The sequence below is a fragment of the Capillibacterium thermochitinicola genome, from assembly GCF_013664685.1.
In the GTDB taxonomy this organism is placed as follows: Bacteria; Bacillota; UBA4882; order UBA10575; family UBA10575; genus Capillibacterium; species Capillibacterium thermochitinicola.
Genome location: NZ_JAAKDE010000006.1, coordinates 18270 through 44021, shown reverse-complemented (window position 1 = coordinate 44021; position 25752 = coordinate 18270). Strand labels below are relative to the sequence as shown.

General features: G+C 56.3%; 25 protein-coding genes and 1 pseudogene. 24 read left to right on the top strand and 2 right to left on the bottom strand.

The window, feature by feature from the left end:
- Positions 1–61: 61 nt before the first annotated feature.
- Complete coding sequence (locus tag G5B42_RS03720) at positions 62–583, top strand: hypothetical protein (RefSeq protein WP_181339106.1); 522 nt, start codon at positions 62–64, stop codon at positions 581–583.
- On the opposite strand, the gene G5B42_RS03715 is transcribed toward G5B42_RS03720, so the two are convergent.
- Entirely contained in the window at positions 562–3246 is a 2685-nt protein-coding gene (locus tag G5B42_RS03715) for a hypothetical protein (RefSeq protein ID WP_181339105.1), read from the bottom strand. The two genes, G5B42_RS03720 and G5B42_RS03715, sit on opposite strands and share 22 nt — an antisense overlap.
- Positions 3247–3476: 230 nt before the next feature.
- On the opposite strand from G5B42_RS03715, the gene G5B42_RS03710 reads away from it, so the two are divergent.
- The 14 genes and pseudogenes from G5B42_RS03710 to G5B42_RS03645 all read left to right on the top strand — a co-directional run bounded on the left by G5B42_RS03710 (position 3477) and on the right by G5B42_RS03645 (position 17396).
- Positions 3477–4520 carry a hypothetical protein gene (locus tag G5B42_RS03710; RefSeq protein WP_181339104.1) on the top strand — a complete coding sequence of 348 codons (1044 nt, stop codon included), beginning with the start codon at positions 3477–3479 and terminating at the stop codon, positions 4518–4520.
- 14 nt (positions 4521–4534) lie between these two features.
- On the top strand, positions 4535–5023 hold the full coding sequence (locus tag G5B42_RS03705; RefSeq protein ID WP_181339103.1) for a DUF4330 family protein: 489 nt from the start codon (positions 4535–4537) through the stop codon (positions 5021–5023).
- Between the two features lie 252 nt (positions 5024–5275).
- A complete protein-coding gene (locus tag G5B42_RS03700; RefSeq protein WP_181339102.1) occupies positions 5276–6187 on the top strand; it encodes an O-antigen ligase family protein in 912 nt (303 codons plus the stop codon).
- Positions 6150–7343 (top strand): polysaccharide pyruvyl transferase family protein, encoded by a 1194-nt coding sequence (locus G5B42_RS03695; RefSeq protein ID WP_181339101.1) that lies wholly within the window; start codon positions 6150–6152, stop codon positions 7341–7343. The genes G5B42_RS03700 and G5B42_RS03695 overlap by 38 nt, the downstream gene beginning before the upstream one ends.
- The gene (locus G5B42_RS03690; protein ID WP_181339100.1) at positions 7295–8071 is read left to right on the top strand and encodes a WecB/TagA/CpsF family glycosyltransferase; all 777 of its coding nucleotides are present in this window, start codon (positions 7295–7297) and stop codon (positions 8069–8071) included. Before G5B42_RS03695 ends, G5B42_RS03690 begins: the two co-directional genes overlap by 49 nt.
- A 12-nt stretch (positions 8072–8083) precedes the next feature.
- Complete coding sequence (locus G5B42_RS03685; RefSeq protein ID WP_181339099.1) at positions 8084–8947, top strand: YitT family protein; 864 nt, start codon at positions 8084–8086, stop codon at positions 8945–8947.
- A 199-nt stretch (positions 8948–9146) separates the two neighbouring features.
- Positions 9147–9752 (top strand): S-layer homology domain-containing protein, encoded by a 606-nt coding sequence (locus tag G5B42_RS03680; RefSeq protein WP_181339098.1) that lies wholly within the window; start codon positions 9147–9149, stop codon positions 9750–9752.
- 194 nt (positions 9753–9946) lie between these two features.
- Positions 9947–12178, top strand: a complete 2232-nt coding sequence (pcrA, locus tag G5B42_RS03675) for a DNA helicase PcrA (protein WP_181339097.1) — start codon at positions 9947–9949, stop codon at positions 12176–12178.
- 107 nt (positions 12179–12285) lie between these two features.
- Positions 12286–12723, top strand: coding sequence for an AMIN domain-containing protein (locus G5B42_RS03670; protein WP_181339096.1), 438 nt, complete (start codon positions 12286–12288; stop codon positions 12721–12723).
- Between the two features lie 13 nt (positions 12724–12736).
- A complete protein-coding gene (locus tag G5B42_RS03665) occupies positions 12737–13912 on the top strand; it encodes an N-acetylmuramoyl-L-alanine amidase (protein WP_231133212.1) in 1176 nt (391 codons plus the stop codon).
- A gap of 36 nt (positions 13913–13948) precedes the next feature.
- A complete protein-coding gene (gene glmL / locus G5B42_RS03660) occupies positions 13949–15340 on the top strand; it encodes a methylaspartate mutase accessory protein GlmL (protein WP_181339094.1) in 1392 nt (463 codons plus the stop codon).
- 124 nt (positions 15341–15464) lie between these two features.
- Positions 15465–16239 (top strand): annotated as a pseudogene (gene rph, locus G5B42_RS03655) (ribonuclease PH).
- On the top strand, positions 16208–16822 hold the full coding sequence (locus G5B42_RS03650; RefSeq protein WP_181339093.1) for an XTP/dITP diphosphatase: 615 nt from the start codon (positions 16208–16210) through the stop codon (positions 16820–16822). Before rph ends, G5B42_RS03650 begins: the two are co-directional and overlap by 32 nt.
- 28 nt (positions 16823–16850) lie before the next feature.
- Positions 16851–17396 carry a metallophosphoesterase gene (locus G5B42_RS03645; protein ID WP_331274028.1) on the top strand — a complete coding sequence of 182 codons (546 nt, stop codon included), beginning with the start codon at positions 16851–16853 and terminating at the stop codon, positions 17394–17396.
- A gap of 36 nt (positions 17397–17432) precedes the next feature.
- On the opposite strand, the gene G5B42_RS03640 is transcribed toward G5B42_RS03645, so the two are convergent.
- On the bottom strand, positions 17433–18080 hold the full coding sequence (locus G5B42_RS03640; RefSeq protein ID WP_181339091.1) for a hypothetical protein: 648 nt from the start codon (positions 18078–18080) through the stop codon (positions 17433–17435).
- Between the two features lie 222 nt (positions 18081–18302).
- Here G5B42_RS03640 and G5B42_RS03635 point away from each other — a divergent pair, with 222 nt between their 5' ends.
- From G5B42_RS03635 to pgeF, 9 genes are all read left to right on the top strand, one after another.
- Positions 18303–19013 carry a gamma-glutamyl-gamma-aminobutyrate hydrolase family protein gene (locus tag G5B42_RS03635; RefSeq protein WP_181339130.1) on the top strand — a complete coding sequence of 237 codons (711 nt, stop codon included), beginning with the start codon at positions 18303–18305 and terminating at the stop codon, positions 19011–19013.
- Positions 19014–19175: 162 nt separating this feature from the next.
- A complete protein-coding gene (locus G5B42_RS03630) occupies positions 19176–19967 on the top strand; it encodes a hypothetical protein (protein ID WP_231133210.1) in 792 nt (263 codons plus the stop codon).
- 165 nt (positions 19968–20132) lie between these two features.
- Positions 20133–21239: a DUF362 domain-containing protein gene (locus G5B42_RS03625; RefSeq protein WP_181339089.1), complete on the top strand. Its 1107-nt coding sequence runs from the start codon at positions 20133–20135 to the stop codon at positions 21237–21239.
- A gap of 70 nt (positions 21240–21309) precedes the next feature.
- On the top strand, positions 21310–21825 hold the full coding sequence (gene tsaE, locus G5B42_RS03620) for a tRNA (adenosine(37)-N6)-threonylcarbamoyltransferase complex ATPase subunit type 1 TsaE (protein ID WP_181339088.1): 516 nt from the start codon (positions 21310–21312) through the stop codon (positions 21823–21825).
- Complete coding sequence (tsaB, locus tag G5B42_RS03615; RefSeq protein ID WP_181339087.1) at positions 21826–22551, top strand: tRNA (adenosine(37)-N6)-threonylcarbamoyltransferase complex dimerization subunit type 1 TsaB; 726 nt, start codon at positions 21826–21828, stop codon at positions 22549–22551.
- On the top strand, positions 22538–22981 hold the full coding sequence (gene rimI, locus G5B42_RS03610) for a ribosomal protein S18-alanine N-acetyltransferase (RefSeq protein WP_181339086.1): 444 nt from the start codon (positions 22538–22540) through the stop codon (positions 22979–22981). Before tsaB ends, rimI begins: the two co-directional genes overlap by 14 nt.
- Positions 22982–23017: 36 nt before the next feature.
- Positions 23018–24052 carry a tRNA (adenosine(37)-N6)-threonylcarbamoyltransferase complex transferase subunit TsaD gene (gene tsaD / locus G5B42_RS03605; protein ID WP_181339085.1) on the top strand — a complete coding sequence of 345 codons (1035 nt, stop codon included), beginning with the start codon at positions 23018–23020 and terminating at the stop codon, positions 24050–24052.
- 326 nt (positions 24053–24378) lie between these two features.
- Positions 24379–24930, top strand: coding sequence for an anaerobic ribonucleoside-triphosphate reductase activating protein (gene nrdG, locus G5B42_RS03600; RefSeq protein ID WP_181339084.1), 552 nt, complete (start codon positions 24379–24381; stop codon positions 24928–24930).
- A complete protein-coding gene (gene pgeF, locus G5B42_RS03595; protein ID WP_181339083.1) occupies positions 24905–25651 on the top strand; it encodes a peptidoglycan editing factor PgeF in 747 nt (248 codons plus the stop codon). Before nrdG ends, pgeF begins: the two co-directional genes overlap by 26 nt.
- The last annotated feature ends 101 nt before the right edge of the window (positions 25652–25752 follow it).

The window sequence follows — 25752 nt, the reverse complement described above, 5'->3', positions numbered from 1 at the left end:
AAAAATCCCTTTTTGTTTTCTTGGCGTCCCTGCGTCTGTGGAGAGGGAGGATGAGGACGTGGTGAAACGTTCCTTACTGTATCCGCAGTTTGCCGGGATTTTATTTTTACTGCTACTAATGGTCTCCCAAGTTTACGCGGCCGATCAACCGGCGCACCATAAGGTCAGGGTCGAGATTCCGGAGATTCTGAAGATGGAGATGGGTTCCGGGGAGATCGCTTTTGATCTGGCCCGTTCGAAACCGGAAGAGCCTTTCCCCGCGGCCGGTTATCCCGTCTACTATACGCCGATTACCACGGACCAGTACATACCGGTACGGGTTTACTCCAACGGCGGGAAGGAATGGCGGCTGCTCATTAGTGGGGTGACCGAACAGGGTCTGAAGGAAGGGGCCATTGAGTGGTCGCTGGATGGCGTCAACTGGCTACCGCTGCGGACGACCGGGCAGGTCCTCACCACCGGCGGCTACACCAACGGCTGGCTGGAGCTGAAGGTTTATTTCCGCCTTGTGCTGCGGGGTTTCGAAGACGTCAGACCCGGCCAGTATAAAGTGCAGGTCAATTACCAGTTGTCTTCGGTATAGGTTTCATAAAACTCCAGCGGTAAGCCTTCGTCATGGAAGAACTCAATCTCTTTTGGCACCGGACGGAGCGGAATCGAGAGAAGAAGCGGCGAAGCAGCGGTAACTTCAAAAGTGATTGGTTGCGGTTGTTCATAAGCCTCTGCTAAAGCGGGGGTTTTAAATACCACCTCCAAGCGGTACTCACCTGGAAGGAGAGTGAGGAAAAAGGCGCCATCCTGATCGGCGCTTTTTTCTATGACCAAGTTGTTGTTATGGTCGAAGACGGCCACCACCACCTGGGACAAGTCTGTCGCTTCGGCAGCAAACAGATCGTCGGCGGGGCGGTCGATGGAGAGCCGGCCGTGGACCTCGGTTGGCGGCAGATAGGGCACCAAAACCGCCACGGATTTTTGCGCTTCGGTGATGACCTCTTTTCTGGCCTGCAAGGTGTAATACCCGTCGAATTGGGCCGGAAACTCGATAAATTGTAGCCCGGTACCGGTAAAAGCGATCTCCCAGTTGCCGTCGGCATCGGTGACCGTTTCCTTCTTCCCGTTGAAGACGACGGGCAATCCGGCCAGGACCGGTTCGTCGGGGCTGTGCAGGCCGTTCCGGTCGAGATCGACAAAGGCTTTCCCGTGGAGACCGGACCATGGCGGCGGGATGCGGAAGAGGTCTTGATGTTGCAAGCGGAAATTCATGCTGTAAACCGGGTCCTGTTCGTCGTAAAACAGTTGGGCATAGATCTGCCAGGAAGTACCGGAAGCCATTTGCCTGCTGAGGCCCGTTTGGAGGGCGGTTATTTTATATAGGGGTGACGAGAGATCCCACTGGATGAGGCCGAAACAGCTCCAGGGCTGGCGGACCGGGACATAGCGCCATCTTAATCCCAGTTCCGGCCGCTTGTTCATAGTGGCTTCTTCAAAGGTGAAGGTCTCGCTCAAGAGTGCTTCCAGGTAGTTTTCGGATGTTACCCGGAAACGGTACCGGCCGCTAAGCAATAACGACTGGCGTAAAACACTCAAGTCCTCATGGATGTAGTTGGCCGAAAAACTGAAGATGTTCCGGGCTTGGCGCTTGGTGGTACCGGCCTTGATTTCATTGATCCGTCCGTCGGAGCGGTAGGTATGCGCAAGCCCGAGCCGGTAATCGCCGAAGGAGAAGTCGGTCCAAACTTTATTGCTGTGGAGCAGGGGCGCCGCCGGGGGGTTCTCCGCGCGCCAGGTGTAGCCGGTGGCGAGCCGGAGACCCTCAATGGCGTAGGTGTAAGTGGAGAGGGCAAGCTCGTCAAAGGCAGTCAGGGTATAAAAGTCGGTGCCTTTATTGTATTCCCCGGTCAAATCCCAGTCTTCCGTCCGGCGGTTCAGGATCAGGCCGCCATGGGTGAGCGGACTGGCCCCGCCCAGGCCGACGGCACCGTGGGTGGTTATATTCCAGCCGTAAAGCGGTGAGGCATAAAGCTGGTAGGCGGCGGAGAGGGCATGTTGGAAGTGGCGTTCCTCCTCCAGGTTTTGCATGTAGTTTAAACGTAAGTTCGCCCGGGGCAGCTCGAATTTGGTTCCCCACCACAAAGGAGCCGCCTCTGTGGTCGTTGGGCCGACCCAGAGGCTCCAGGGGAGCGCGCTCCGGTTTTGGTAGTAAAGGAGGGAGGAATAGGTGGGCGGCGGAATCAGCCCGTCCCAGTTATGCCCCAGGGCGCCCAGGCGTAAAGTCCACTGGTCGCCGGTAACCCCCAGGTAAGTGGTGGAGGGGAGGGCGGCTTCGTGGGTGCCGCTGAAAAACAGGTCGACGCGGGTATCGGCGGACAGTTCCCCGCTGGTGCGCCAGATTAAATTCCACGGCATGCCGGCCTCGGGGGTGGGTGGCAAATAACTGAAGTTCACGGCGGAACTTACAGGAATGGCCAACTCCTGGTCGCGCAAGGCGTTTTGCGCCCCGGTGATTAAGACCTTTACCTTTAGGGGCGGCAGTTCGGGACCGCTGCCTTGCAGCCGGAGGGTGATCTCTTCCAACGTTCCCCCGGGCGTCGCGGGGGGAACCAGACAACTAAGGAGGATCTCCCTGGCTTGGCCTGGATCAAGCGGATTGGACGTCTGGTTAAGCCAATAGACAGGCCAACCGTTTTCCGAGTCAATTTCCAGTGCAAACTGTTCGGTCGTTGTTCCGAGGTTGAGGAGGCGGACCGGAATGAAGATTTCCGTACCCGCTTCGGCCCGGTACAGCGGGGCCGGGTCCCACTTCAGATGGCGAACGGCTTTGACTTTCGTATGCACGATGTATTCTCTTTCGGTCTTCTGCTCGCTTAAAAACAGGTGTAAACGGTCCTCGGTTCCTGCCGCCACTGACGACGGGACAAGGAGCGAGCAAACCACATACTCTTCTCCGCCCGGTGCTAAGACCAGTTCTTCCGTGGGGCCGAGGAGGGGCCAGCCTTGGGTGGAAAACGCCCTTGCTTTGAGGAAGATGGTTTCCGTTGTCCGGTTCTCGAGCCGAAAAATATACGTAGCCACCTCTTGGGGTTCGACCTCTTGGTCCGGGGGCAAAGTCACAAGGATGCCGGCCGTAAAAAGGGCATCTTCTGCGGCGTGGACGCCGGGGGAAGCGAGCGTGGTGCCGAGGATAATTATCAGTCCGACGAAAAGGAGCATCGACTTGGGGCAACGACCAACCAGTTTACGGATCAAATTACCCACCTTCCCTTAAGGTTCGTTTCGTGAAAACGGTAGTTTATCTTCAAGGTTTTTTTCAAGAACAATCAAGAAAACCCTTCATTTTCCTGATGAATTAATTAAAAATTATTGATCAAAATTCCGGCGCGGAGAGGGCGGACCGGGAGCACCGGAGCTGATGGTTTAAAGGCCGTAAAAAAAGGGGAGAATGAGAAGGAGAAAAATCGTAGTGAGGTGGCGTACGGATGACCGTCCGGTATAAGTTGCTCTCCCTTTTTCTGGTCTTCTCACTGCAGGGTTGTAATATCTGGGATTATTTGAACATCCCCGAAAGACAACCGACGGTCCCCCAAGGAAACCGCGAGGAAGCCCGGGAGCTTTTGCACTCCTTTATGAACGCCCGGCTGGCCGATGAGAATGATGACAAGCTCCGTGCGTATTTGACCGACGAAGCATGGAATGACTTTCAGAGTGCCGATTTAACCCTGCGCGCGGAAGCAAACCAGGAATTTGTCGGGTACAAAATTCTGGAGGAGTCGGATCTAAGCGAGGGACGCTACGCCTTTACCACCAGCCTGCAGCTGCTCGACCGCAGCCGGCCATACGGAGCGAACATTACCGAGGATCTGATCGTCAGTTTTAGTAACGACGAGTACCGGATCTCTTCGGCGCGGCCGCTAAAAGCCGTCGAAGTGCGGGGGGTTGGCACCGACCTCATCTGGGTGCAACGGGGAAAGGACGAGACCAAAGAAGTCAACCTTTTCAACCTCCAGGATTTCCCCGCCCGTATAACGCCGCTGGGCGGCACGACGGAACTGGAGGCCGGGCGGGCCGGTTACGCCGCGGTGGTCTTAAACCCGGAAAACCGCCGCGTTGCTTTTGGCACGACCGGAACCCACGGGGCATTGGCCGTCTTGAAGTGGGATGGCACCACGCCCGACCCGGAACAGGTCACCCTGGAACCGCTGGACGTTTATTACGGGCAGCACACAATTTTGCAGGCTTTTTCCCCGGATGCCCGGTATTTGGCGGTGGAGATCCGGAGTACCTCCGGAACGGACCGGGTCGAGGTTTATCAGGTTGACGAGAAAAACCGCCTCAATTTTAATTTAGAACAGGCTTTTCCCGTTGGCGAATATAACGTCTCCTTCCGGCAGTGGGAGCCGGACAGCAAAGCGTTTCTCATCCGGGTCAGTCCCGGCGTGCAAGCGACCGGGGACGAAGCGAAGATGGGGACCTGGCGGATTAATGTCCAAACCGGCGAACGGGAAAAGGTGGTCGGCGGGTAAAGGTTGGGAAAGATTTGACGGGCAACAAAGACCGGGACGGCCGCAGCGGGGGGCTCCACTGGCTGGATGTGCTGATAGGGCTGGCCCTGCTGGTTCTGATCGGGCGGACGGTGGTCCAAAGCTGGCCCCGGGTTGACCCGAAAACGGTGCACACGGTCCGGCTGGAGGTGGTGGCTAATCTGGCGGCCGAGCAGGCCGCGCAGCTTGCCGTCGGCCAGTGGGTCAAGGACGGGACAACCGGTGAATTTATGGGGAAGATCATCAAGAAGACCACCAACGTCGATGCCGTTCCGGCGGAGCGGGCATTGGGGGAAGCGATTCCACCAAGCGGTTGGTCCGTACAGAATCTGGTTTTAGTTTTGGAACGGGAGGGGAAGATCGTGGCGCGGGAAGGGATCTTTTTCGGGCGGGAGACCGTCCGGGCCGGGCAACAACGGAAGTTCCACACCTTTTATCTGGAATTTACCGGTACCATCAACCGGATAGTAGTGGTTAAAGAGTGAGCAGGGTCAAGCAGCGGGTTTTGGCCCATTGGCCCCGGCTCTTCTTTTTCACTTTCCTTTTGGTGCTTCTGCGGCCGCAGGATTCGTTGCCTTATCTTTTTTTCTTCCCGGGTTTTGTTCTTTCTTCATCCTGCTTATTACTCAGGGAACAGACAAGACCGCTTTACCTCTGGTTAGGCTGGTCTTTTTTTTTCCGCCATTTGTGCGCCCGGTTTTCCTGCTTCGTTGTGGACCTGGGGCGAAGAGTGTCTCGTGGCCGGAGCCGGGTTCGCCGCCGGCCTTTACGGCCGCCAGGACCGGCGGTGGCTGCTGGCCATGGAAATAATCGGTTTGATCATGGGCGTGATGACCTTGGTACAAGCCGCGGCCGCCCCTCCTTTCCCGCGGGGGTGGGTTGCCCCGGCGGAGCGGGCTGTCGTGCCCTTCCGGGTGACCGGCCTTTGGCACAACCCCAACCTTACCGGGTTGTTCCTGGCTTTCCTGCTTCCCCTTTTTCTGGCCGGTGCGGAAGAAGACAGAAGAAAAATTGCGCTAACCGGCTTGACAGCGGCGGCTTTGCTTTTTACCTACGCCCGTACCGCCTGGGTGGCCGCCCTCGTCGCTCTCTTTGCTTACTGGGGGCCCCGGGAGCAGGTGAACCGCCGTCGTTTGGTTGCGATTATCCTCATTCTGCTTGGCCTCTTTCCGTCGGTGGCGGGGCGGATTGGGCACAACCCTTTGGCCAGTGGGACGGTGGGTTATCGTTTTGCGGTTTGGCAGGAAACCTGGCGGCTGGTGCAGAAATATCCCCTGACGGGAGGCGGCGAAGATGAGCTCCGGGCGGCTTTACGGCCCCTGCGGGTTGACCACGCCCATAACCACTACCTCCAGATCGCGGCGGAGAAAGGGATACCCGCTTTCCTGCTTTTTGGCTGGTTGCTTGTGCGGTTCCGGAAGGCCGCCCGTCGCCCGGAAAGCGCCAGCCGGGATGACCGGCTGCGGCGGGGAATAACAGCCGCCTTCGGTGGTCAACTGGTCGCCGGTCTTGCCGAGAGCATTTGGGCGGTTCCGCTCGGCTCTTTTTTATTCTGGTTTGCCTATGCCCTGGTCACCGCCGGGCGGAACGAACCGGAACCGGTGGTCGCCGGTGTGTTCGGCACCGGAGAAGGGGAGGCTCCTGTTTAGCGGGCGGCCGGGGGCAGTTGCGGACGGCCGAGCGCCGCCGGAAGCGGCCGACTGCGGCCGCCGGGAGCGTTGGGGGGATTTGATGCCGAGGATCTTTCTCTTTGGCTATTATGGCTTTGGTAACCTTGGGGACGAACTTTTATGCAATTATTACGTGCGGATCTTTCGCCGTTATTTTCCCGGTTTTGAGCTGGTCGTGTTGACCCAGAATAAGCACCTCAAGGCCGAGGACGGCAGCGTTCCTTTTACGGTGGCGAACCGTTGGAATCTCTGGCGACTGGGACGGATGATGGCCCCCGGGGATCTGCTGGTGGGGGGCGGCGGGAGTATCTTCCAGGATGTAACCAGCAAGCGGAGTCTCCTTTATTATCTGGCTCTTTTGCGCTTGGCCCATTGGCGGGGAGTGGCGATTATTTTGGCCGGTCAGGGGATCGGCCCCTTGTCTGCTTGGGGATGGAAAGTGGCCCGTTCGGGTTTGAATTTGGCGGCGGCCATCGGCTGCCGGGACCAAAGGTCCTTGCTGACGCTAGCGGCGATGGAGGTCGACACACCCCAGCTTTACCTGGGGGTTGATCCTTTATGGGACTATCCGTTCCCTCCGCCGCGGTCGGCCGATGTTACGCCAAGGCAGCGAAAGCCGGTGATCGGCTATATCCTCCGCGCCGAAGAAAACAGGGAAAAAAGGCATCTGCTCAAGACATTGACATCCCTTTTCGGCAATCTACAGCTTATTACTTTGTCCCTCGCGGATGAACCGGAGGCCCACCGGCTTGCCGACAAGCTTGGGCTCGCGGCGCCCTGGTGTATCCGGGACCCGGATGCTTTCTTTGCCTTATCTGGCGAGTTGACTGTAGTGCTGAGTGAGCGTTTGCACGGACTGTTGCTGGCCGCCCGTGGCCGTATCCCCGGGATTGGGCTTGGGGCGGACCCGAAGCTCCACGCTTTTTGCCACCAGATGGCTTGGACTTGCTGGACGTGGGAGGACCCTTCCTTCCTTATGGGGGTCTGCACCGTGATCAAAAAGATTATTGCGGATCCGGTTTCCGCCGGGGAGAAGGTCCGGCGGCAAGCGGCCCTCATGGAGCAAAAAGGAGAGGAGGATCGGCAGTGGTTTATCAACCAGGTGCAGGCGGTACTGGCGCGCGAGTACGCGTAGAGGTATTGGGCTTTCCGGTCGATCCTCTTCCGTTGGGAACAGTGGTCGACCGTTTATCATCGGCCCTCGCCACCGGTGAACGTCTAAGGGTGGTGACGCTGAACCCGGAGATGGTGATGGCGGCATTAAACCATCCTGAGCTAGGAAAGGCGATCCACGGGGCGGGCCTTGTGGTCCCCGACGGGATTGGCATTGTCTGGGCGTTGCGGCGGCAGGGTTGGCGCCGGCAAAGGCGGGTGACCGGGGTTGACCTGGTTGAAACGCTGCTTGCGCGGGAGCAACCCCGCCGGCGACGGCTGTTCTTACTCGGTGGTGAACCGGGTGTTGGGGAAAGGGCGGCGGCCAAAATTGAGCAGCGTTGGCCCGGAATTGCAGTGGCCGGGGTCCACCATGGCTTCTTTGCCCCGGAAGAGAACGCAAAGGTCGTGGGCTTGATTAATCAGGCCCGTGCCGACCTGCTCCTGGTCGGGATGGGCGTACCCCGCCAGGAGGTCTGGCTTCATCAGTACTGGTCCGCCCTGCAGGTTGCGGTGGGGATTGGCGTTGGGGGACTGCTTGATCTTTGGGCGGGCCGGAGTAAACGGGCACCGGTTCTGCTCAGAAATCTCGGCCTGGAATGGGCCTACCGGGTGTGGCGGGAACCGGCCCGGTGGCGGCGGATAACGGTCTTACCCGCTTTTATCCGTATGGTCCGGGCGGAACAACTTAACAACAAGAAGGATTGGTGAGGAGGAGCATAGATGGCAAAGGGAAAGGGGAACGGCGGCCGCCTCAAAAGAGAGTTCATTGATTATCTCGGGGTTTTTCTGGGGGTTAATCTAACCGCCCTTGGTCTGGTTTGGTTTTTAATCCCCAACAAAATTGCCGCGGGCGGGGTCAGCGGGGTGGCCACCATCCTGTATTACCTGTTCCAGTGGCCGGTGGGGGCTGTCATTCTGCTGGTGAATATCCCGCTCTTTCTGGCTTGCCTTCTTGTTTTCGGCCCCGCGATCGGGATGAAGACCGTCTTCGGCACCGTTTTGCTGGCGGCGGTGGTTGAGTATTGGGGGGCTTTGGTGCATCCGTTGACCCTCGATCCATTGCTGGGCGCCTTGTGGGGGGGCGTTTTGGCCGGGGCGGGCGTCGGGGTTACCTTACGCTACCATGGCACCACCGGCGGGACCGATCTGGCCGCGAAACTGCTTGCCCATTTCTCCGCTTTGTCTATGGGGCAAGCGGTCTTGCTCCTCGACGGCCTGGTCATCGCCATGGCCGGTTTGGTCTTTAAGTCGGTGGATCTGATGCTCTACGCATTGATCTCAATTGTGGTTTCGGGTAAAATTATTGATGGAGTGTTAGACGGGTTTAACTATTCAAAAGGGGTTTACATCATCTCCGACCGGTCGGAACAGATCGCCCAACGGGTGTTAAATGAACTGAACCGGGGGGTAACCGGTCTGGCCGGGCGGGGCATTTATTCGGGGAAGCACCGCGAGGTTCTCCTCTGTGTGATTGGGCGGACGGAAGAAATGCGGCTGAAACGCCTGGTGAAAGAGGAAGACCCCAACGCTTTTGTGATCATTACGAACGTCCATGAGGTATTAGGGGAAGGTTTTAAGGAATAGAATATGATTGACAACTCCCTGTTTCCAACGATAATTAATGATGAAATTATCTAGTAGAAAAGGGAGGAATTTGATCCAGGAAAGAGAATAATATGGTATAAGAGCCATCCTTGTGTTTCAGGAGGTTGGGGGATGAAGCGTTCCTTATAAAATCTCCAGTTCTCCTTGGCTCAAAAATTTATAAAGAAGGAGGATTAGAATGAGAAAAGTTTTGGTCGTCTTAGTTTCGCTTGCGATGCTGTTCTCGGTCGTTCCAGTAGCGATGGGTGCCTTTGAAGACATGCCGAAAGCGACCCACTGGGCATACGACAACTTCATGTTGTTGTACAACGCCGGTTTGTTAAAAGGCTACCCCGACGGCACTTTCAAAGGCGAAAGGTACGCAACCCGTTACGAAATGGTTGAGTTGACCGCTCGCATTTTGAAGTACCTGGAAAGCCAGATGTATGGCAGCGCTACTCTACCGGAGAATGGCGGACGGGTCGCTCTGACCGAAGCTCAGGCCAAAGAACTGATTCGCCGGGCTTTAGAGGAAGAGCAAGTGGCCACTGCTGCCGATATTGACGCCATCTATGATGCATTGTGGGAACTCGAATACGAATTGCGGAACGAATTAGATGCACGCAGTGACGTCAACGTTTCCTTGCTGGCGAACAGGGTCGCCGCCCTCGAAACCAAGGTTGAAGAGCAAGGGGCAAGACTGGACGCTGTTGAGAAACAGACCAAATCCAACAAGACCATTGGTATTGTTGCGTTGATTTTGGGTGTGGCCGGCATCGTCTTCGGTTTTGTACCCGCCAACTAAGTTCGAAAGCTACATACGTATGATTTGCCAAAACAGGCCGTTAACTATAACGGCCTTTTTTCTTGGAAGCGAAGGGCTTTGGACCGGAAGCTTCCGTCACTTTTGCTTGACAGAGGAAAGTTTTGTATGGTAGATTAGCTTTTAAATAGAGGTGGTTTTTGCAGCAGTAAGTACATTGATGGGGGCTAAGCAGATTGGAATTATGGAAGAATGAACTCAATCCGGCGCAACGGGAAGCGGTCTGCCATACTGAAGGACCGCTTTTGATTTTGGCGGGTGCGGGCAGTGGAAAGACACGGGTGCTGACCTACCGCATCGCCCAGCTCTTAAAGAACGGGGTCGACCCCGGGCGGATCCTGGCGGTGACCTTTACGAATAAGGCGGCCCAGGAGATGAAGGAGCGGGTTATACAGCTCATTGGCCCGCAGGCGGAACAGATTTGGCTTATGACCTTTCATGCGGCCTGTGTCCGGATTTTACGGCGGGACGGGGCCGCGATCGGAGTGGCGTCCAACTTTGTCATCTATGATACACAAGACCAGTTAATTGTGGTACGGGAAGCCTTGCAGGAGCTGAACATAAGCGAGAAGACCTGTAACCCAAGGGCGGTCCTCGCCACCATCTCCCGGGCCAAGAATGAACTGGTCGGGCCCGAGGAATATGCGGCCGATGCGGTTGATTTCTGGGCCAGCCTGGTTAAGAAAGTGTACCCGCTTTACCAAAAGAAACTGGTCGACAACGGGGCGGTGGACTTTGACGATCTGATTGGCTTGACGATCCGCCTGTTCCGGGAATGCCCGGAGGTGCTCGCGAAATACCAGGAACGGTTCCGGTACATCCTGATCGACGAGTACCAGGATACCAACTACGCCCAGTATGTTTTAGTGCGCTTACTGGCGGACAAGTACCGCAATCTTTGCGTGGTTGGCGACGACGACCAGTCCATTTACGGGTTTCGCAATGCGGATATCCGGAACATTCTCGATTTTGAAAAGGATTATCCCGAGGTCAAAGTCGTCAAGCTTGAACAGAACTACCGCTCGACACAGAACATTTTGCGGGTCGCCAATGAAGTGATCCGCAACAACCATTCCCGGAAGACGAAGACCCTTTGGACCGAGAATGAGGAAGGGGAACCCGTCACCCTCATCCAGGCTGCCGATGAAAGGGAAGAAGCCTGGTTGGTGACGGCCACCTTGGAGGAATTGGTCCGGACCGAAGGCTACCGCTATTCCGATTTCGCTTTTTTGTACCGGACCAATGCGCAGTCGCGGGTTTTTGAAGAAGTATTGATCCAAAAAGGCCTGCCTTACCAGGTGGTTGGCGGGTTGCGTTTCTATGACCGCAAGGAGATCCGGGATTTGCTCAGCTACCTCAAGCTGATCTATAACCCGAATGACCGGATCAGTCTGCGGCGGGTGATTAACACGCCAAAACGGGGGATCGGCGAGACGACCGTCGAACGGTTTTTTTCCTTTATGGATACCGCGGGGTTGAACACGATGGAAGCCTTCCGGCGGGTCGCGGAAATACCGGGGATAACCGGCCGGGCCGCGCAGACCCTCACTGGCTTTGCTGCGTTTTTGGAGGAGATGTTGACCTTAAAAGAGACGCTTTCGGTCTCCAATTTAACGAGGGCGGTTTTGAATAAATCCGGCTACCTGGCCAGTCTGCAGCAGGAGGGGACGGTGGAAGCCGAGAGCAGGCTGGAGAACTTGAACGAATTCCTCTCGATCACCGCCGGGTTCGAAAAGGAGAGCGACGACCAGACGCTGGGCGCTTTCCTCGAGACCGTGGCCCTGGTGGCCGATGTTGATCAGTACCAGGAGCAAGAGAGTATCACGCTGATGACGATCCATTCGGCCAAAGGGTTGGAGTTTCCCGTCGTCTTTCTGGTCGGCATGGAAGAGGGGATCTTTCCCCACAGCCGTTCGCTTCTGGATGAAGCGGAGTTGGAGGAAGAACGGCGCCTTTGTTACGTGGGGATGACCCGCGCCCGCCAGCGTTTGTACCTTTCCTATGCGCAGATGCGCACCTTGTACGGTAACTTTCAGTACCAAGTACCTTCCCGGTTTATCCAGGAGATCCCCCCGGCGCTCCTGCAGCGGAGGGAAAGAACGGAGCAGGAACCGCCGGCCGTGGCCGGGTATGGCCGGTTCTTTAGACCGGCCGCGATGACGGCACCGGGTGCGCCGGCCGTGCCGAGCGCGCCGAATACACCGGCCGCGCCGACGTCTTCCGCGCCCGGGGCGGACAAACCCATCACCTACTGTCCCGGGGATAAAGTGATCCACCGGAAGTGGGGACAAGGGACGATTATTACCGTGGACGGGACCGGGCAAGGGGCCAAGGTGAAGGTGGCCTTTCCCGGGCTGGGTATCAAAGAGCTCCTGGTCGAACTGGCACCGCTGGAAAAGGTCGAATAAACCGCTGCCAGCATATTCCTGCCTACGCTGAGGACGGCAGGGAAGGAACGCTTTGCCGGAAGTCGAAGATTCATACCATGGAACATTGCTTGGCGGGAGGACTAAATTTGGAAAAATCGACGGACCAGAAGAGAAACGTTTACATCATCAGCCTTGTTCTGCTGTGTCTTTTTTCTCTCTTGACCGGAGGCAACCCGCGTTCCTGGCCGGCGGCTGCGGTTTCGGCGGCGCCGGCGCAAGGTAACACCCTGTTGGGATTGACCCGGACGAACGACCGGGGGAGATTAAGTTATGACCTTTTAATCAATGGTGATTTTACTTATCATTCTTTTCTTTTGTCCGAGCCCGAGCGTTTGGTGATCGACCTGACCGGTCTGGAACTGGCTCCGGCCTTATCCACCGACGGGTTGGTCGATGGTCCCGTCAAAGGAGTACGGGTCAGCCGCTTTGACAAGAATACGGTACGGGTGGTCTTTGATCTGGAATATCTGGTCGGGTATAAACTGGAGCGGCGGACCGGCGTGCCGGGGGGGGTTACGCCTTGATTTTAATGTCGTTTTGAAGGATATCGGCTTTCAACTGGTCAGTGCGGTACCGGAGATCTATGTTGAAACGTCCGGACCGGTCCAATATAAAGTGGATTTCCTCATGAATCCGCACCGGTTGATCATTGACCTTTGGGATGTGACCCTGACCGGACCGGCTTTGACCGTACCGGGGAATGAGACATGGGTGAAGAGCATCCGGGTCAGCCAGTTTGATCCGCAGACCATCAGGCTGGTATTGGATATTAAAGAGCCCCGCAACTGTGTGGTGGGGATTGACGAAACGAATCCGGCCCGGTTGCTGATCAAGACCATGACGGAACTGCTAGAGGCGACGTGGCATCCGGACGGCGACGGGGGCCGTTTGGTTTTAAAGGGTTCCGGCCGGTTGCCGGCCGAGCCCCGTTATGATCCGAAAACGGGTAAACTGTATATCAGGATCCCCCAGACCAAACTGGGCGACGCCCTGCAGGCCGCGGCGGGGGCGGACGCGGCCGGCTCTGTGTTCAAGCTCCGGGAGCAGGACTCCTCCACCGTGGAAGTGGAGCTGGCGATTCCCCGCGGCCACGACTACAGCGTCACTTGGAATCAAGACCGTCGCGAGATCACGGTGGAAGTGAAAAACGCGCCTTTGTCCGGGAAGGTGATCATTCTCGATCCGGGGCACGGGGGGGCCGATGCCGGGGCGATCAGCCCGAGCGGCCTGCGGGAGAAAGAATTGAACCTGGTGGTGGCGCTCCGCCTCAAGCAAAAGCTGGAGGCGCTCGGGGCTGAAGTTCTCTTAACCCGTGAGGATGACCGGTACCTGTGGCTCTATGACCGGGTTGCGATTGCCAACCGGGCGGGCGGGGCCGTTCTGCTCAGTATTCATGCCAATAACCATGATAACCGGAAAATTCACGGGTTGGAAATATGGCACCATCCGGACCGGAGCGAAAGCGCCGTTCTGGCCAAAGCCCTGGCCGAGGCCGTTCTGGCCCGGACCAACCAGCACTTCCGCGGGATCATGGCCAGTAAGGACTTTGTCCTCCCCCGGGAGGCGCAGATGCCCGCCGTCATCTTTGAAATGGGTTTTGTCTCCAATCAGGATGAAGAAAAGCTCCTCAAGACCGAGGAGTTTCAGGATAAAATTACCGACGGGATCAGCCAAGGCCTGATTGCTTACTTCCATACGCCTGCCGGGCAATGAAAGGCCTGTGACGGAGAAAAACGGGAGTTGACTGGTGTGCGTCCTTATTTGCTGATCGATTTTGGCAGCACCTATACGAAGTTGACCGCGGTGGATCTGGCGAAACCGGCGGTCATCGGTACGGCCAGCGCCCTGACGACGGTGGACGATGGTCTCATCTGCGGCTACCGGGAGGCGTTGCGGCGGCTCACGAAGGAAGTCGGACCTCTGGCCTTTGCGCGGCGATTGGCCTGCAGCAGCGCAGCGGGCGGCTTAAGGATGGTCGCCATCGGATTGGTCCCGGAACTGACGGTGGAAGCGGCCAAAAGGGCAGCCCTCGGGGCGGGTGCCCGCCTGGTGGGCAGTTTCAGCTATGAGTTGACCGCCGCCGACCTTGACGAGCTGCTCACCCTTAAGCCCGACTTGATCCTTCTGGCCGGAGGAACGGACGGCGGAAACAAGACGGTACTCCGGCATAATGGCGCCCTCCTCGCGGCGAGCCCCGTAGATGCTCCGGTGATCCTGGCCGGGAACAAAACCGTTGCCCCCGAGGTGGAAACCACCCTCAGGCAGGCGGGGAAGATTTGCTACCGGGTGCCGAATGTCCTCCCGGAGCTTAACCGGTTAAACATCGGACCGGTACAGGCTAAAATCCGGGAAGTTTATTTGGAGCGGATTATCTACGCCAAGGGTTTGGCGGAGGTGGAGAGAGAGATCGACGGGATCCTGATGCCGACCCCGGCGGCGGTCCAGGCTGCGGCGGAACGCTTGGCGACCGGCCCGGGCCACGGCCGGCCGGGTTGGGGTGATCTCCTCTTGGTTGATGTGGGTGGGGCGACCACTGATGTCCACAGCATTGCCGAAGGCCGCCCGACCAAGCCTTATGTCTATACCCATGGACTGCCCGAACCGAAAGTAAAACGGACGGTCGAAGGGGACTTGGGCCTGCGGGTCAGTGCGGCGGCGCTGCTTGAACAGTATACACCAGAGCTGATTGCCGATCTGGCCGAACTGCCGGTGGAAGAGGTGATTGCCCGGGTCCGGGCCAGGGCCGAAGCTCCCGCCTACCTCCCCGAGAGCCCGGCCGACCAGCGCCTGGAGGCGGTCCTTGGCTATCTGGCGGTCAAAGGGGCGACGGAGCGCCACGTGGGCAAGGTCGAACAGGTTTATTCGCCCCAAGGGGTTTGCTATCTCCAGGAGGGGAAGGACCTGACCGGGCTGCAGACCGTTATTGGGACCGGAGGCGTTTTTGTTCATTCCCCGGCGACCAGGCAGATTTTGGCGGGGGTCTTGCCGACGCCGGACCGTCCTGAGCTTTTAAAGCCGCAAGCACCCCGTTTTTATTATGACGAGCGTTATCTTTTTTCCACTTTGGGTTTGCTCGCCAAGGAATACCCGGATATTTCCTTTTGTCTTTTGGAAAAAGCATTAAAGCCAGTCCAGAACTGAAATAATCGGCGAATTCAAGGCGTTTGCCAGTTGACAGTGGGGAAATGCTTATATATAGTTAGTAGAGAATCCTGGTTAGTCAACGACGCCATTTTGGCGCGATTATTAAATGACGGAGGACAAAATGGAGAGAATTGACGGAAGACAAGCAGACCAACTGCGACCGGTGAAAATCACGCGGAACTTTATCCAGCACGCCGAAGGGTCCGTCCTGATCGAAGTGGGCAATTCCAAGGTGATCTGTACGGCGACGATTGAAGATAAAGTCCCGATCTGGTTACGGGGTAGCGGGCAGGGTTGGATCACGGCCGAATACGCAATGCTTCCCCGGGCAACACCCCAAAGAAACGTCCGGGAGGTGACCAAAGGAAAACCGTCCGGGCGTTCCCAGGAGATTCAACGGCTGGTCGGCCGGGCTTTGCGCTCGGTGGTTAATCTGACCGCCTTGGGAGAGAAAACAGTCTGGATCGACTGCGACGTCATCCAGGCCGACGGGGGGGACACGGACGGCCTCGATTACCGGGGCGTTTGTTGCTTTGGTGGACGCCCTGGCCGCCGTGGCGAAGGACGACAAAGAACCCTTACCGCTCTATGATTTTTTGGCCGCGACCAGTGTGGGGATTGTCGATAACCAAATGCTCTTGGACCTTTGTTACCAGGAAGATTCACGCGCTTCGGTCGATATGAATCTGGTAATGACGGGTAACGGCCAATTGGTGGAAGTCCAGGCGACCGCGGAAGGGGCACCCTTCTCCCATGACGAATTTGAAATCTTGTTGAGTTTGGGGAATAAAGGCATCAGTGAACTGGTGGCTTTCCAAAAGAACGTCCTCGGTGATTTGGCACAGAGAATCGGAGGGGTGCCCATTGCCAAGACTCGTGCTGGCTTCGAGGAATAAAGGGAAGCTTAAGGAACTGAAGATGCTCCTGGCCGGTCTCCCCTGGGCGATCTCCTCCCTGGCTGACTTTCCGGAAGTACCGGAAGTGGAGGAAGACGGGACAACCTTCCGGGAGAATGCGCTGAAAAAAGCCACTTTCGTGGCAAAACACCTCCAAATGTGGGCTTTGGCCGATGATTCCGGCCTTGAGGTTGATTACTTAAACGGCGCGCCCGGCGTTTATTCCGCCCGCTTTGCCGGGGTGCACGGCGATGACGCCAAGAATAACGAAAAGCTCTTGGCGCTCCTGGCCGGGGTCCCCTGGGCGCAAAGAACAGCCCGTTTTCGATGTGCGCTGGCTTTCGTTTCCCCGGAGGGCGTGGCCTGGACAACCGAGGGGACGTGTGAAGGTTTTATCGCCCTGGCGCCCAAGGGGGAAGGCGGTTTTGGGTATGACCCCCTTTTCTACTTGCCGGAATACGACCGGACCATGGCCGAACTCCCGGAAGAAGAGAAAAACCGGATCAGCCACCGGGCGGTGGCCATGCGCCAATTCCGTGATTACCTGCTCCGGGAGTTTCCGGGAACGGGGGAGCAGAGTTAAAATAGCTAATCAAAATGGCGAAAATAGAGTGCAAGCGGCGGCTGACGGCGGCCGCTTGCCGTCGTTTGTTGGGGGGAATGGTGTGCGGATTCTAGTGGTCAGTGACACCCATGGTAATTACGAACTCTTACACCAAGTGGTTAAGGCGGCCGGTCCGGTTGATCTGCTGCTCCATGCCGGGGACGGGAGTAATGACCAGACCAAACTGGCCCAGGACTTTCCCGGCTATTCCCTGGCGGCGGTGGCCGGAAACTGTGATCCTTTTTCCACGCGCCCCCGCGAACTCTTGTTAACCGTGGGCGGACAGCGGCTCTTCCTGACCCATGGGGACCGGTACCAGGTGAAGTGGGATCTGCTCCGCCTGTTCCTGGCCGGGAAGGAGCGCGGGGCGAATCTGATCGTCTTTGGGCATACCCACTGTCCGCTGATCAAATACGAACAAGGGATCCTGCTCTTTAACCCCGGGAGTCTCAGCCGGAACAATACAGGTGAGAACCCCAGTTACGGGTTGCTGGAGCTGGGCCCCGATGGTTGCCAACCAAAGCTGGTCTTTGTCGAAAAGAATAAAAAATAAAGGGATAGCACAAATCCGGTGCTATCCCTTTAAATTTTACCACCGGCTGGTTGTTTTTTGTTTTAAGAGAATTAAACTGTCGATCGCTTCCGTGGTTGAGAAGATGTTGTTTTCGATCAGTTCAATTATGTAATTGAAAGTGTTTTCTTCAGAGGATAACAGGTATGAAGTAAACCGGAGGCGTTGCATATAACTAACGAGGTTGTTCCGGGAAACCTTGCCCAGATCATACAGGCAAAGTTCGAGGACGAGATTGTTGATCCGGTCATGGAGAGAAAGGTAGTTCCGGAAAGGTAGCTGTTGCGCGGCCAGATAATCGGCAAAACGATTGGGGTCAATCCGGCGTTCCTTTGCCTTATCCGTCAGCCGGATAATCAAAGCCAGCTCCGGGTCGATACTTCCCAGCATAAGGTAGCGAAGCTCTTGAGGGTCACTCGGGGCTTTCGGGGGAGAGGACGGTGGCCTGAATTCGAAATCCTTTTTGCTCTGGCTGGGGGGTGTAATTTCGAACCAAAAACGGAAAAACTGTTCTGAACTACTTTGTCCGGAGGAAGAGGGTGATTGGACCACCACATCTTTACTGGATTGACTATCGGCGGCGGTGACGGCGGCACACAAGAAGACCAAGGAAAAGACCACTACCAACAGGAAAAAGCGAAGATTAGGCTTATGTAGGAACTTCATTTTCCAACCTCCATAAATTTTAATGTTGTTTACGTGAAGATTTTTTACCATATTACCATTATTTTATTTCGGGTTGCGGTGTTAAATCCCTTTTTAAACTTTTTTTCGGTTAAATCAGAAAATCGACTGGACAACTCGAAAGGATTGTCCGAAGTATTTTACAGGGAGCCGAAACATAGATTATAATGGAAATATGATGAAAAAAAGAGAGGAGGTCATCATATAAAACCGGTCATCGGGGTTACTTGCCGCCACGATCGAAAACAGATTCCCGACCAATACATGCTGGCTGGTGCTTACTGCCGTGCGATCGAAAAGGCCGGCGGAATCCCGGTTCTGCTTCCGGCTCAAGCAGAGTTTGATCGTCCATTGCACAGCTTCTGTCAAGGCTTGCTTCTCAGCGGCGGCGGAGATATTGATCCGGCTTTCTTCAACGAAGAACCTCATCCGCGGTTGGGAACGGTCGATCAGGAACGGGACCGTTGGGAGCTCCTCCTCGTTCGCAAAGCCTATGCGGAGGGCTTGTCGATGTTGGGGATTTGCCGCGGTGTCCAGGTCTTAAACGTGGCCTTCGGCGGAACACTCTACCAGGATTTACCCGCCCAATACGCCCAGCGGCCAAACCGGCCCTTGCTTGAACATAACCAGCAGATCCCGGGCGATCAGGTCAGCCACCGGGTGACTATCGCGGCCGGTTCACTGCTCGCGCGGATCCTGGAGTCAACTGAAATCTGGACCAACTCCCACCATCACCAGGCGGTCAAAGACCCGGCGGCAAATTTGCGCATCACCGCCCGCAGTGATGACGGCGTAATCGAAGGGCTGGAAGGAACCGGTGACCAATTTCTTGTCGGGGTTCAATGGCATCCGGAACGGCTGGCCAGCCCCGACTCGCAGCGGTTGTTTGCGGCTTTTGTCCGTGCCTGTCGGTAAATTATTAATATTGTTTTAATCGAGTCTTTGTAAAACAGAAAAGAGGGGGATTATGATTAAAAGATTTTTTCCTAATCTAGCCTTAGTTGTATTGGCAGTCATCGTCGTCTTGTTCTCTGGTTGCCGGGTTAGAGGATTAATTACCAAATAAACAATGGTAGTTTGCGATGGACAACGACATCGATATTCGGTCAACCAGGAACTTGGCAGATCCGGGCCAATAAGGGTGACCGGGTGACAATCTGGGCGCAGCAAGAAAATTATTTGTTCTACCCTTCGTTTCGTAAAATTGATCCCGTTACTGGCGATCACAGCAATGTGGATTTTGCAGTTAGTGGCTGGGCGCAAGATGATTTAGGTAATTATCACCAAGGCGAATATTGGTTAAAGGCAACACCGTCCTATTCCACCCGTGTAATGGCCCCGCACCCCGTACCACCTAGTTACACCATCGAAGCAAATGTATATTCCAATGATTATGACGGTGGTTATGGTTTTGTCTTTAACTTTACTGGTGAAAATAAGGGCAATTATTTTCATATTTTTCAGGTTAAGCCGAGTGGTGATCTTAGTAGCGGCTATAATCCTTATTTCCAACTAATTAAAGCCAACATTGTTAATGTTACCAGTGAGGGCTTGTTGCTTGACTATGAAGAGATTATCAAAAAGATTGATAACAGAATTGAAGAATATAGTAACAAGCTCAAAGTAAAACAAAATTGGCGAGAAGTATGGCTTTTAATTAACGATGACAAGGTATGGGTCGGGGAAATCGATGCTGAACCAGTTTCTTCCTTGGATTTTGGTTTGTATGCCTTTGCGGATGGTTCTAGTGAATATGTAGCATGGTTTGATAATTTACAGGTAGATGGTGTGGTCCATACACAAGGTCAGATCGGTATGCAAACCTCAGCGTTGCAAAAGGCCTATCAAGATATAAAGAAACAAAAGTAGATTATGATAAAAGTGGCCAAAAACGAGACCATGCGGTCTCGTTTTTGCGTAGTGGAAATAGTTTTAATACATCTTAATACAGATTATAAAATATAAAGGAATCCGGTTTAGGAAAAACGAAATTCAACATAAACAGCAAAATATGAACGACAGGCGGGGTAAAGAATGGACAAAAACCAAATCACCGTTGTGTACGGCGAAAACCCAAGGGAAATGGTCGAAACGTTACTGGCGGAATTGAAACCCGAAGCGGCGCTGCGGCCGGGGGCGACAATAGGGTTAAAACCCAATCTGGTCTTGGACAAGCCCGCGGCGTCGGGGGCAACGACCCATCCGGAGATCGTGGAGGGGATCATCCGCTACTTTCAGGCAAAAGGCTTTACCAATTTGGTCATTATGGAGAGTTCCTGGGTGGGGGCCCGGACGGAGGAGGCGTTCCGGGTCTGCGGCTACGGGGAACTGGCGGCGCGGTATGGCGTTAAACTGCTTGATCTAAAAAAAGACCGCACCATCACGAAGGAGACGGAAGAAGGCCTGTTAACAGTCTGTGCCGCCCCGTTTGGAGTGGACTACTTAATCAATCTTCCGGTTTTAAAAGCCCATTGCCAAACCCTGCTGACCTGTGCCTTGAAAAACTTGAAGGGTTGCATTCCGGACCACGAGAAGCGGCGTTTTCACCGGCTTGGACTGCACCGCCCGATTGCCCAGTTGGCGGCGGTCCTGCCGGTCCACCTCACCATTGTCGATGCCATCTGCGGGGACCTCACCTTTGAGGAAGGGGGAAACCCGGTTCCGATGGGCCGGTTGTTGGCCGGGACCGACCCGGTGCTGCTCGACAGCTACGCCGCTGCCTTGTTGGGGCTGACGGTGGCGGAGATTCCCTACCTGGAGCTGGCGGCGAAGCTGGGGGTGGGGACGACGGATCTCACCCGCGCGGTGGTGACCGAGGTTAACCCGGAGGCGAAGCAGGCGGGCCGCTTCCACCTGACCGGCCGGGCCAAGCAGCTGGCCCGGTATGTTGAAGAACGGGATGCTTGTTCGGCCTGTTATGGTTCGCTCCTGCATGCGCTGCACCGGATGGCCGAAGAGGGGGAACTGGAAGCATTGCGGCAGCATAACATAAAGATCAAGATTGGACAGGGGTTTCGCGGGGTGAAGGGCGAAGGTGTCGGGATTGGTACTTGTACACGCGCCATGGACGAGGCGCTTTTGGGATGTCCGCCCACGGCCTGGGCGATCCGGACCTTTCTCCGGCGGGTTCTGGCCGACTAAGCGCGGAGCTTGACGCTGGAAAAGGGTTATGCTAATCTTGAACCAAAAGAGATTAAAGGGGGAAGGCCCGGTGCGGGTGAAAAAAGAGGCCGGTGGAAAGCTTGTCGTATGTTCGGAGCGCCCGGCGGAGACAGAGGAACTCGGTAAAGTTCTGGGCGGGATCCTGCAACCGGGGGACCTCTTTTTTTTATCGGGGGACTTGGGGAGCGGGAAGACCTTGTTTGTGCGCGGCGTTACCCTCGGGCTGGAGAGTGCGGAGACGGCCACCAGCCCAACTTTTGCCCTGATCCACCGCTATGAAGGGGAACTTCCCCTTTACCATCTGGATTTATACCGCCTGTCCGGGCCCGAGGATTTGGCCCCGCTGGCCCTGGAAGAGATCATGGAGGAGGAAGCGGCGTTTATGATTGAGTGGGGCGCCCCGGTGAAAGAGATCTGGGCGGGACCCTATATGGAAGTGGAGTTTACCCGGGGCGAAAAGGAGGAGGAAAGGATTCTTTCTTTTCATCCGAAGGGGGAACGTTATCAAGAGATCAATCATTCATTATGGTTAGCGTTGAATAAAGAACATACAACGGGGATGTGAATGGAGTTGCGGGTGTTAGGGATTGATACTTCCGCCCAGAGCGGCGCCGTGGGCATGATCGAGGGAGATCAGGTGGTCTTCTCCGAACAGATCAAAATCAGGCCGGGAGGTAGTGAGCAATTGCCGGCTTTGCTGGACGAAGCGCTGGCCCGGACTGGTCGTGACCTTAAGGAACTGGAACTGATCGCCGTTGGCACCGGTCCCGGCTCTTACACCGGCGTCCGGGTCGGGCTGGCCATCGCCAAAGGTCTGGCCTTTGGCCTTGGCGTCCCCCTAGTGGGGGTCCCCTCCCTTTACGCCCTGGCTTTGAATGGACCGGCCGACGCCAAGCTTATCTGTACACTGGCACGGTCCCGGAAGGGAGAAGTCTATGCCGGCTTGTACCGGCGGGACCCGGAGGGGCTTAAGGAGGTGGCCCCCCCGGCGATCTGGACGGTGCCGGAGCTGGCGGCTGCTTTGCAGGAGAAGGATGAGCCGGTGTTGTTTCTGGGGGAAGTTTTGGCGGAGGACGTGGCTGAACTGGCCAGGGTCTTAAATGAACGGGCATCCTTTGGGCACGGGGCAGAGAATGTGGTTGATGGGGCCTGCGTGGCCCGTTTGGGGCAGGCCCAATGGCTGGCGACCGGAGAGAACCAGTTAGACACGGTTTTGCCTTTATACTTGCGCCGGACCGAGGCGGAGGTCCGCTGGGAAGAGAGGAGTTGCCGGGTGGATGTTTCAGGTTAAGCCGATGACCCTGGATGATTTGCCGGAGGTATTGGCTATTGAAGAGCAATGCTTCCCGGTTCCCTGGTCCCGCTCGGCTTTTCTCTATGAATTACTGGAGAACGAACGGGCCTACTATTGTGTGGCCAAGACCGCCACGAAGGTGGTGGGGTATGTCGGGATGTGGGTTATTTTGGATGAAGGCCATATTACCAACCTGGCCGTGGACCCGGCTTACCGCCGGAAGGGGATCGGCCGGGCACTTTTGGAACACCTGATCACGGAGGGGAAGAAACGCGGGGTGCGCTTTCTTACGCTGGAAGTCCGTTCGTCCAATCTGGTGGCGCAACAGCTCTACCGGAAACTGGGGTTTTACGAAGCCGGCGTGCGGCCGGGTTATTACCAGGACAACCAGGAAGACGCGATTATCATGTGGAAAGGTCCGCTGTGATCAACGAACCGGTTGTAAAGACGGGAGGAAGTAGTGATGTTGTGTTTAGGGGTGGAGACCTCTTGTGATGAAACCGCCGTCGCGGTGGTGGAAGACGGGAGAAGGATCCGGAGTAACCTGATCTGGTCCCAGATTGACAAGCACCAGAAGTTTGGCGGGGTCGTTCCCGAGTTGGCCGCCCGTTGCCATTTGGAGGTGATCTCCCGGCTGACCGCGGAAGCGCTGGAACAGGCGGCGGTAGCCCCGGAAGAGATTGATTTGGTGGCCGCCACTTACGGCCCGGGGTTAATCGGCGGTCTCCTGGTCGGTTTATCCATGGCCAAGGCGCTGAGCCTCGCCTGGCAAGTTCCGTTTGTGGGTGTTAACCATGTGGAAGGGCATATCTATGCCAATTTCCTGGCCCATCCGGATTTGGAACCGCCCTTGCTCTGCTTGACGGTCTCCGGTGGCCATACCCAGTTGGTGTTGATGCCGGAGCATGGGCACTACGAACTTTTAGGCCAAACGCGGGACGATGCCGCCGGCGAAGCCTTCGACAAAGTGGCGCGGGTTCTTAGCCTGGGGTATCCGGGCGGACCGCACCTGGACCGTCTGGCGCAAACCGGCCGACCTACATTGATGCTGGTTCAGCACGATGCACTGGCGGGAACATATGACTTCAGTTTCAGCGGTTTGAAGACGGCCGTGGTGAACCTGGTCCACAACCTAAAGCAGAAGGGGGAACCGGTCCCCGCAGCCGATGTGGCAGCCAGTTTCCAGCGGCAAGTGGTGTCGATCTTACTGGACCGGGCCTTCCGGGCGTTGGCGGCGACCAAAGTGAAGACCCTGGTCCTTTCCGGCGGGGTGGCCGCCAATTCAGAGCTGCGGACGCGTTTTGCCGCCGAAGCGGAGGCGCGGGGGGTAAAACTGTACTACCCGCCGCTATCTCTTTGCACCGATAATGCGGCCATGATTGCCGCCTGCGGTTATTTCCAGTGGTTGAGGAAGGGGGCTTCGCCCCTGGCGTTGGCGGCCAATCCCCGTTTACGTTTTGAACCGCCCCTGGTTGGCGCCGGGAAAAACAACCCTTGAAGCTGAGGGTTGGTGGCAAGGAAAAGGCCACCGGGAGAACGGATTGTGGATAAATGTGGATTATTCCATAAACTCCACTTAAAATCGGGTTATTTATGGACAATTATTTTGTAGACTGGTTTGTGGATATTGTGGAATACCCTACGAAAAATCCCCATTTCTCCTGCTTTCCCTTGTGGATAAGTCTGTGGAAAGTGTGGAGAACCACAGGGATAACTATATGCCTTGGCGGGGCAAGCAAAGGGTGAATGCCGGCTTTAGCTGGGCATAAGATGAGTTGGGCGTGGTTTGATTATGTTAAGGCTGGTGCAGGGAGGAGAATGTGGATGACCGACGGGAAGCTAAGTATTCAGATTGCCGGAGTGGTCCCGGAGAGCGTGGTGGACGGCCCGGGTTTGCGGGCGGTCGTCTTTTTTCAAGGTTGTCCCCACCATTGTCCGGGTTGCCACAATCCGGAAACTTGGGACCCCCGGGGCGGACAGCGCCTCTCGGTTGATGAAGTATGGCGTTTGTTACGTTACAACCCGTTGCTCTCGGGCATTACCCTCAGCGGCGGTGAACCGCTGGCCCAGCCGGAAGGGGCCCTGGCCCTTGCCCGCAAGGCCCGTGCGGCGCAGGGGAACGTGATGATCTATACGGGTTATACCTGGGAAGAGATTTTGCGGATGCCTTCGCCGGTCATTAAGGAGCTCCTGAAAATAACGGCGCTTTTGGTTGACGGCCCGTTTCTTGAAGCCGAAAAGGAACAGCGCCTGCCGTTCCGGGGTTCGCGCAACCAGCGGATCATTGATGTCCAAGCATCTTTGGGGAAAGAGTGCCCGGTGCTCTGGGTGCCGAACGGAGGGATAAAGCATGGCCTGGCAACTGGTGGGGAGTAACGGGATCCGGTATTGCCGTTCGCAGTTGCTGGCCGCTTTTCCCTGGTTAAAGCAAGGGTTTTCCACCCGCAATCAAGCCCCGGGGGTGCCGGCGGACGCCGAAGCGGAAGCGGAATACCGGCGGCGTTTTCTCGGCCTCTTTGGGCTTTCGCCCGCGCAAACGCAACTGGTAAAGCAGGTCCACGGGGATACGGTCCTTAAGGTTGAGCAGCTCCGGCCTGGCAAGGAGTTGCCGGAGGCGGACGCCATGATCACCGACCGGCCGGGGATCGGGCTGGCGACGATCCACGCGGATTGTGTCCCCGTGATCCTGGTTGATCCGGTGCACCGGGTGATCGCGGCGGTTCATGCCGGGTGGAAAGGGACGCTGGCCGGGATTGTCCGGAAAACGGTCGCCCGCATGGAAGCGGAGTACGGGAGTGTGCCGGCGGAATGTTACGCGGCGATTGGCCCGGCGATCGGTTCCTGTTGTTACCGGGTGCCGCCGGAACGGGTTGCGCTGTTTGCCGAAAAGTGGCCCGAGTTGGATCTTACCGTGTCCCGGCAGGAATCCACCCTGGACCTGGCGCTGATCAACCAAAAATTCCTGGAAAATTGCGGTTTACTTCCGGCAAAGATTGATAATGCCCGGCTTTGCACCGCCTGTCACCATACCGCTTTCTACTCCTTCCGGCGGGAGCAGGCCACCGGGCGGATGCTTTCTTTGGTGGTGATGAAATAAATGCAAAGAATGCGGGGGAAAGCAGGAAAAAAGTAGAACATCACCGAACTTAATAATTTTAAGGGGAATTCCAACGACCGGGAGGTCAGAGGTGGGATCGT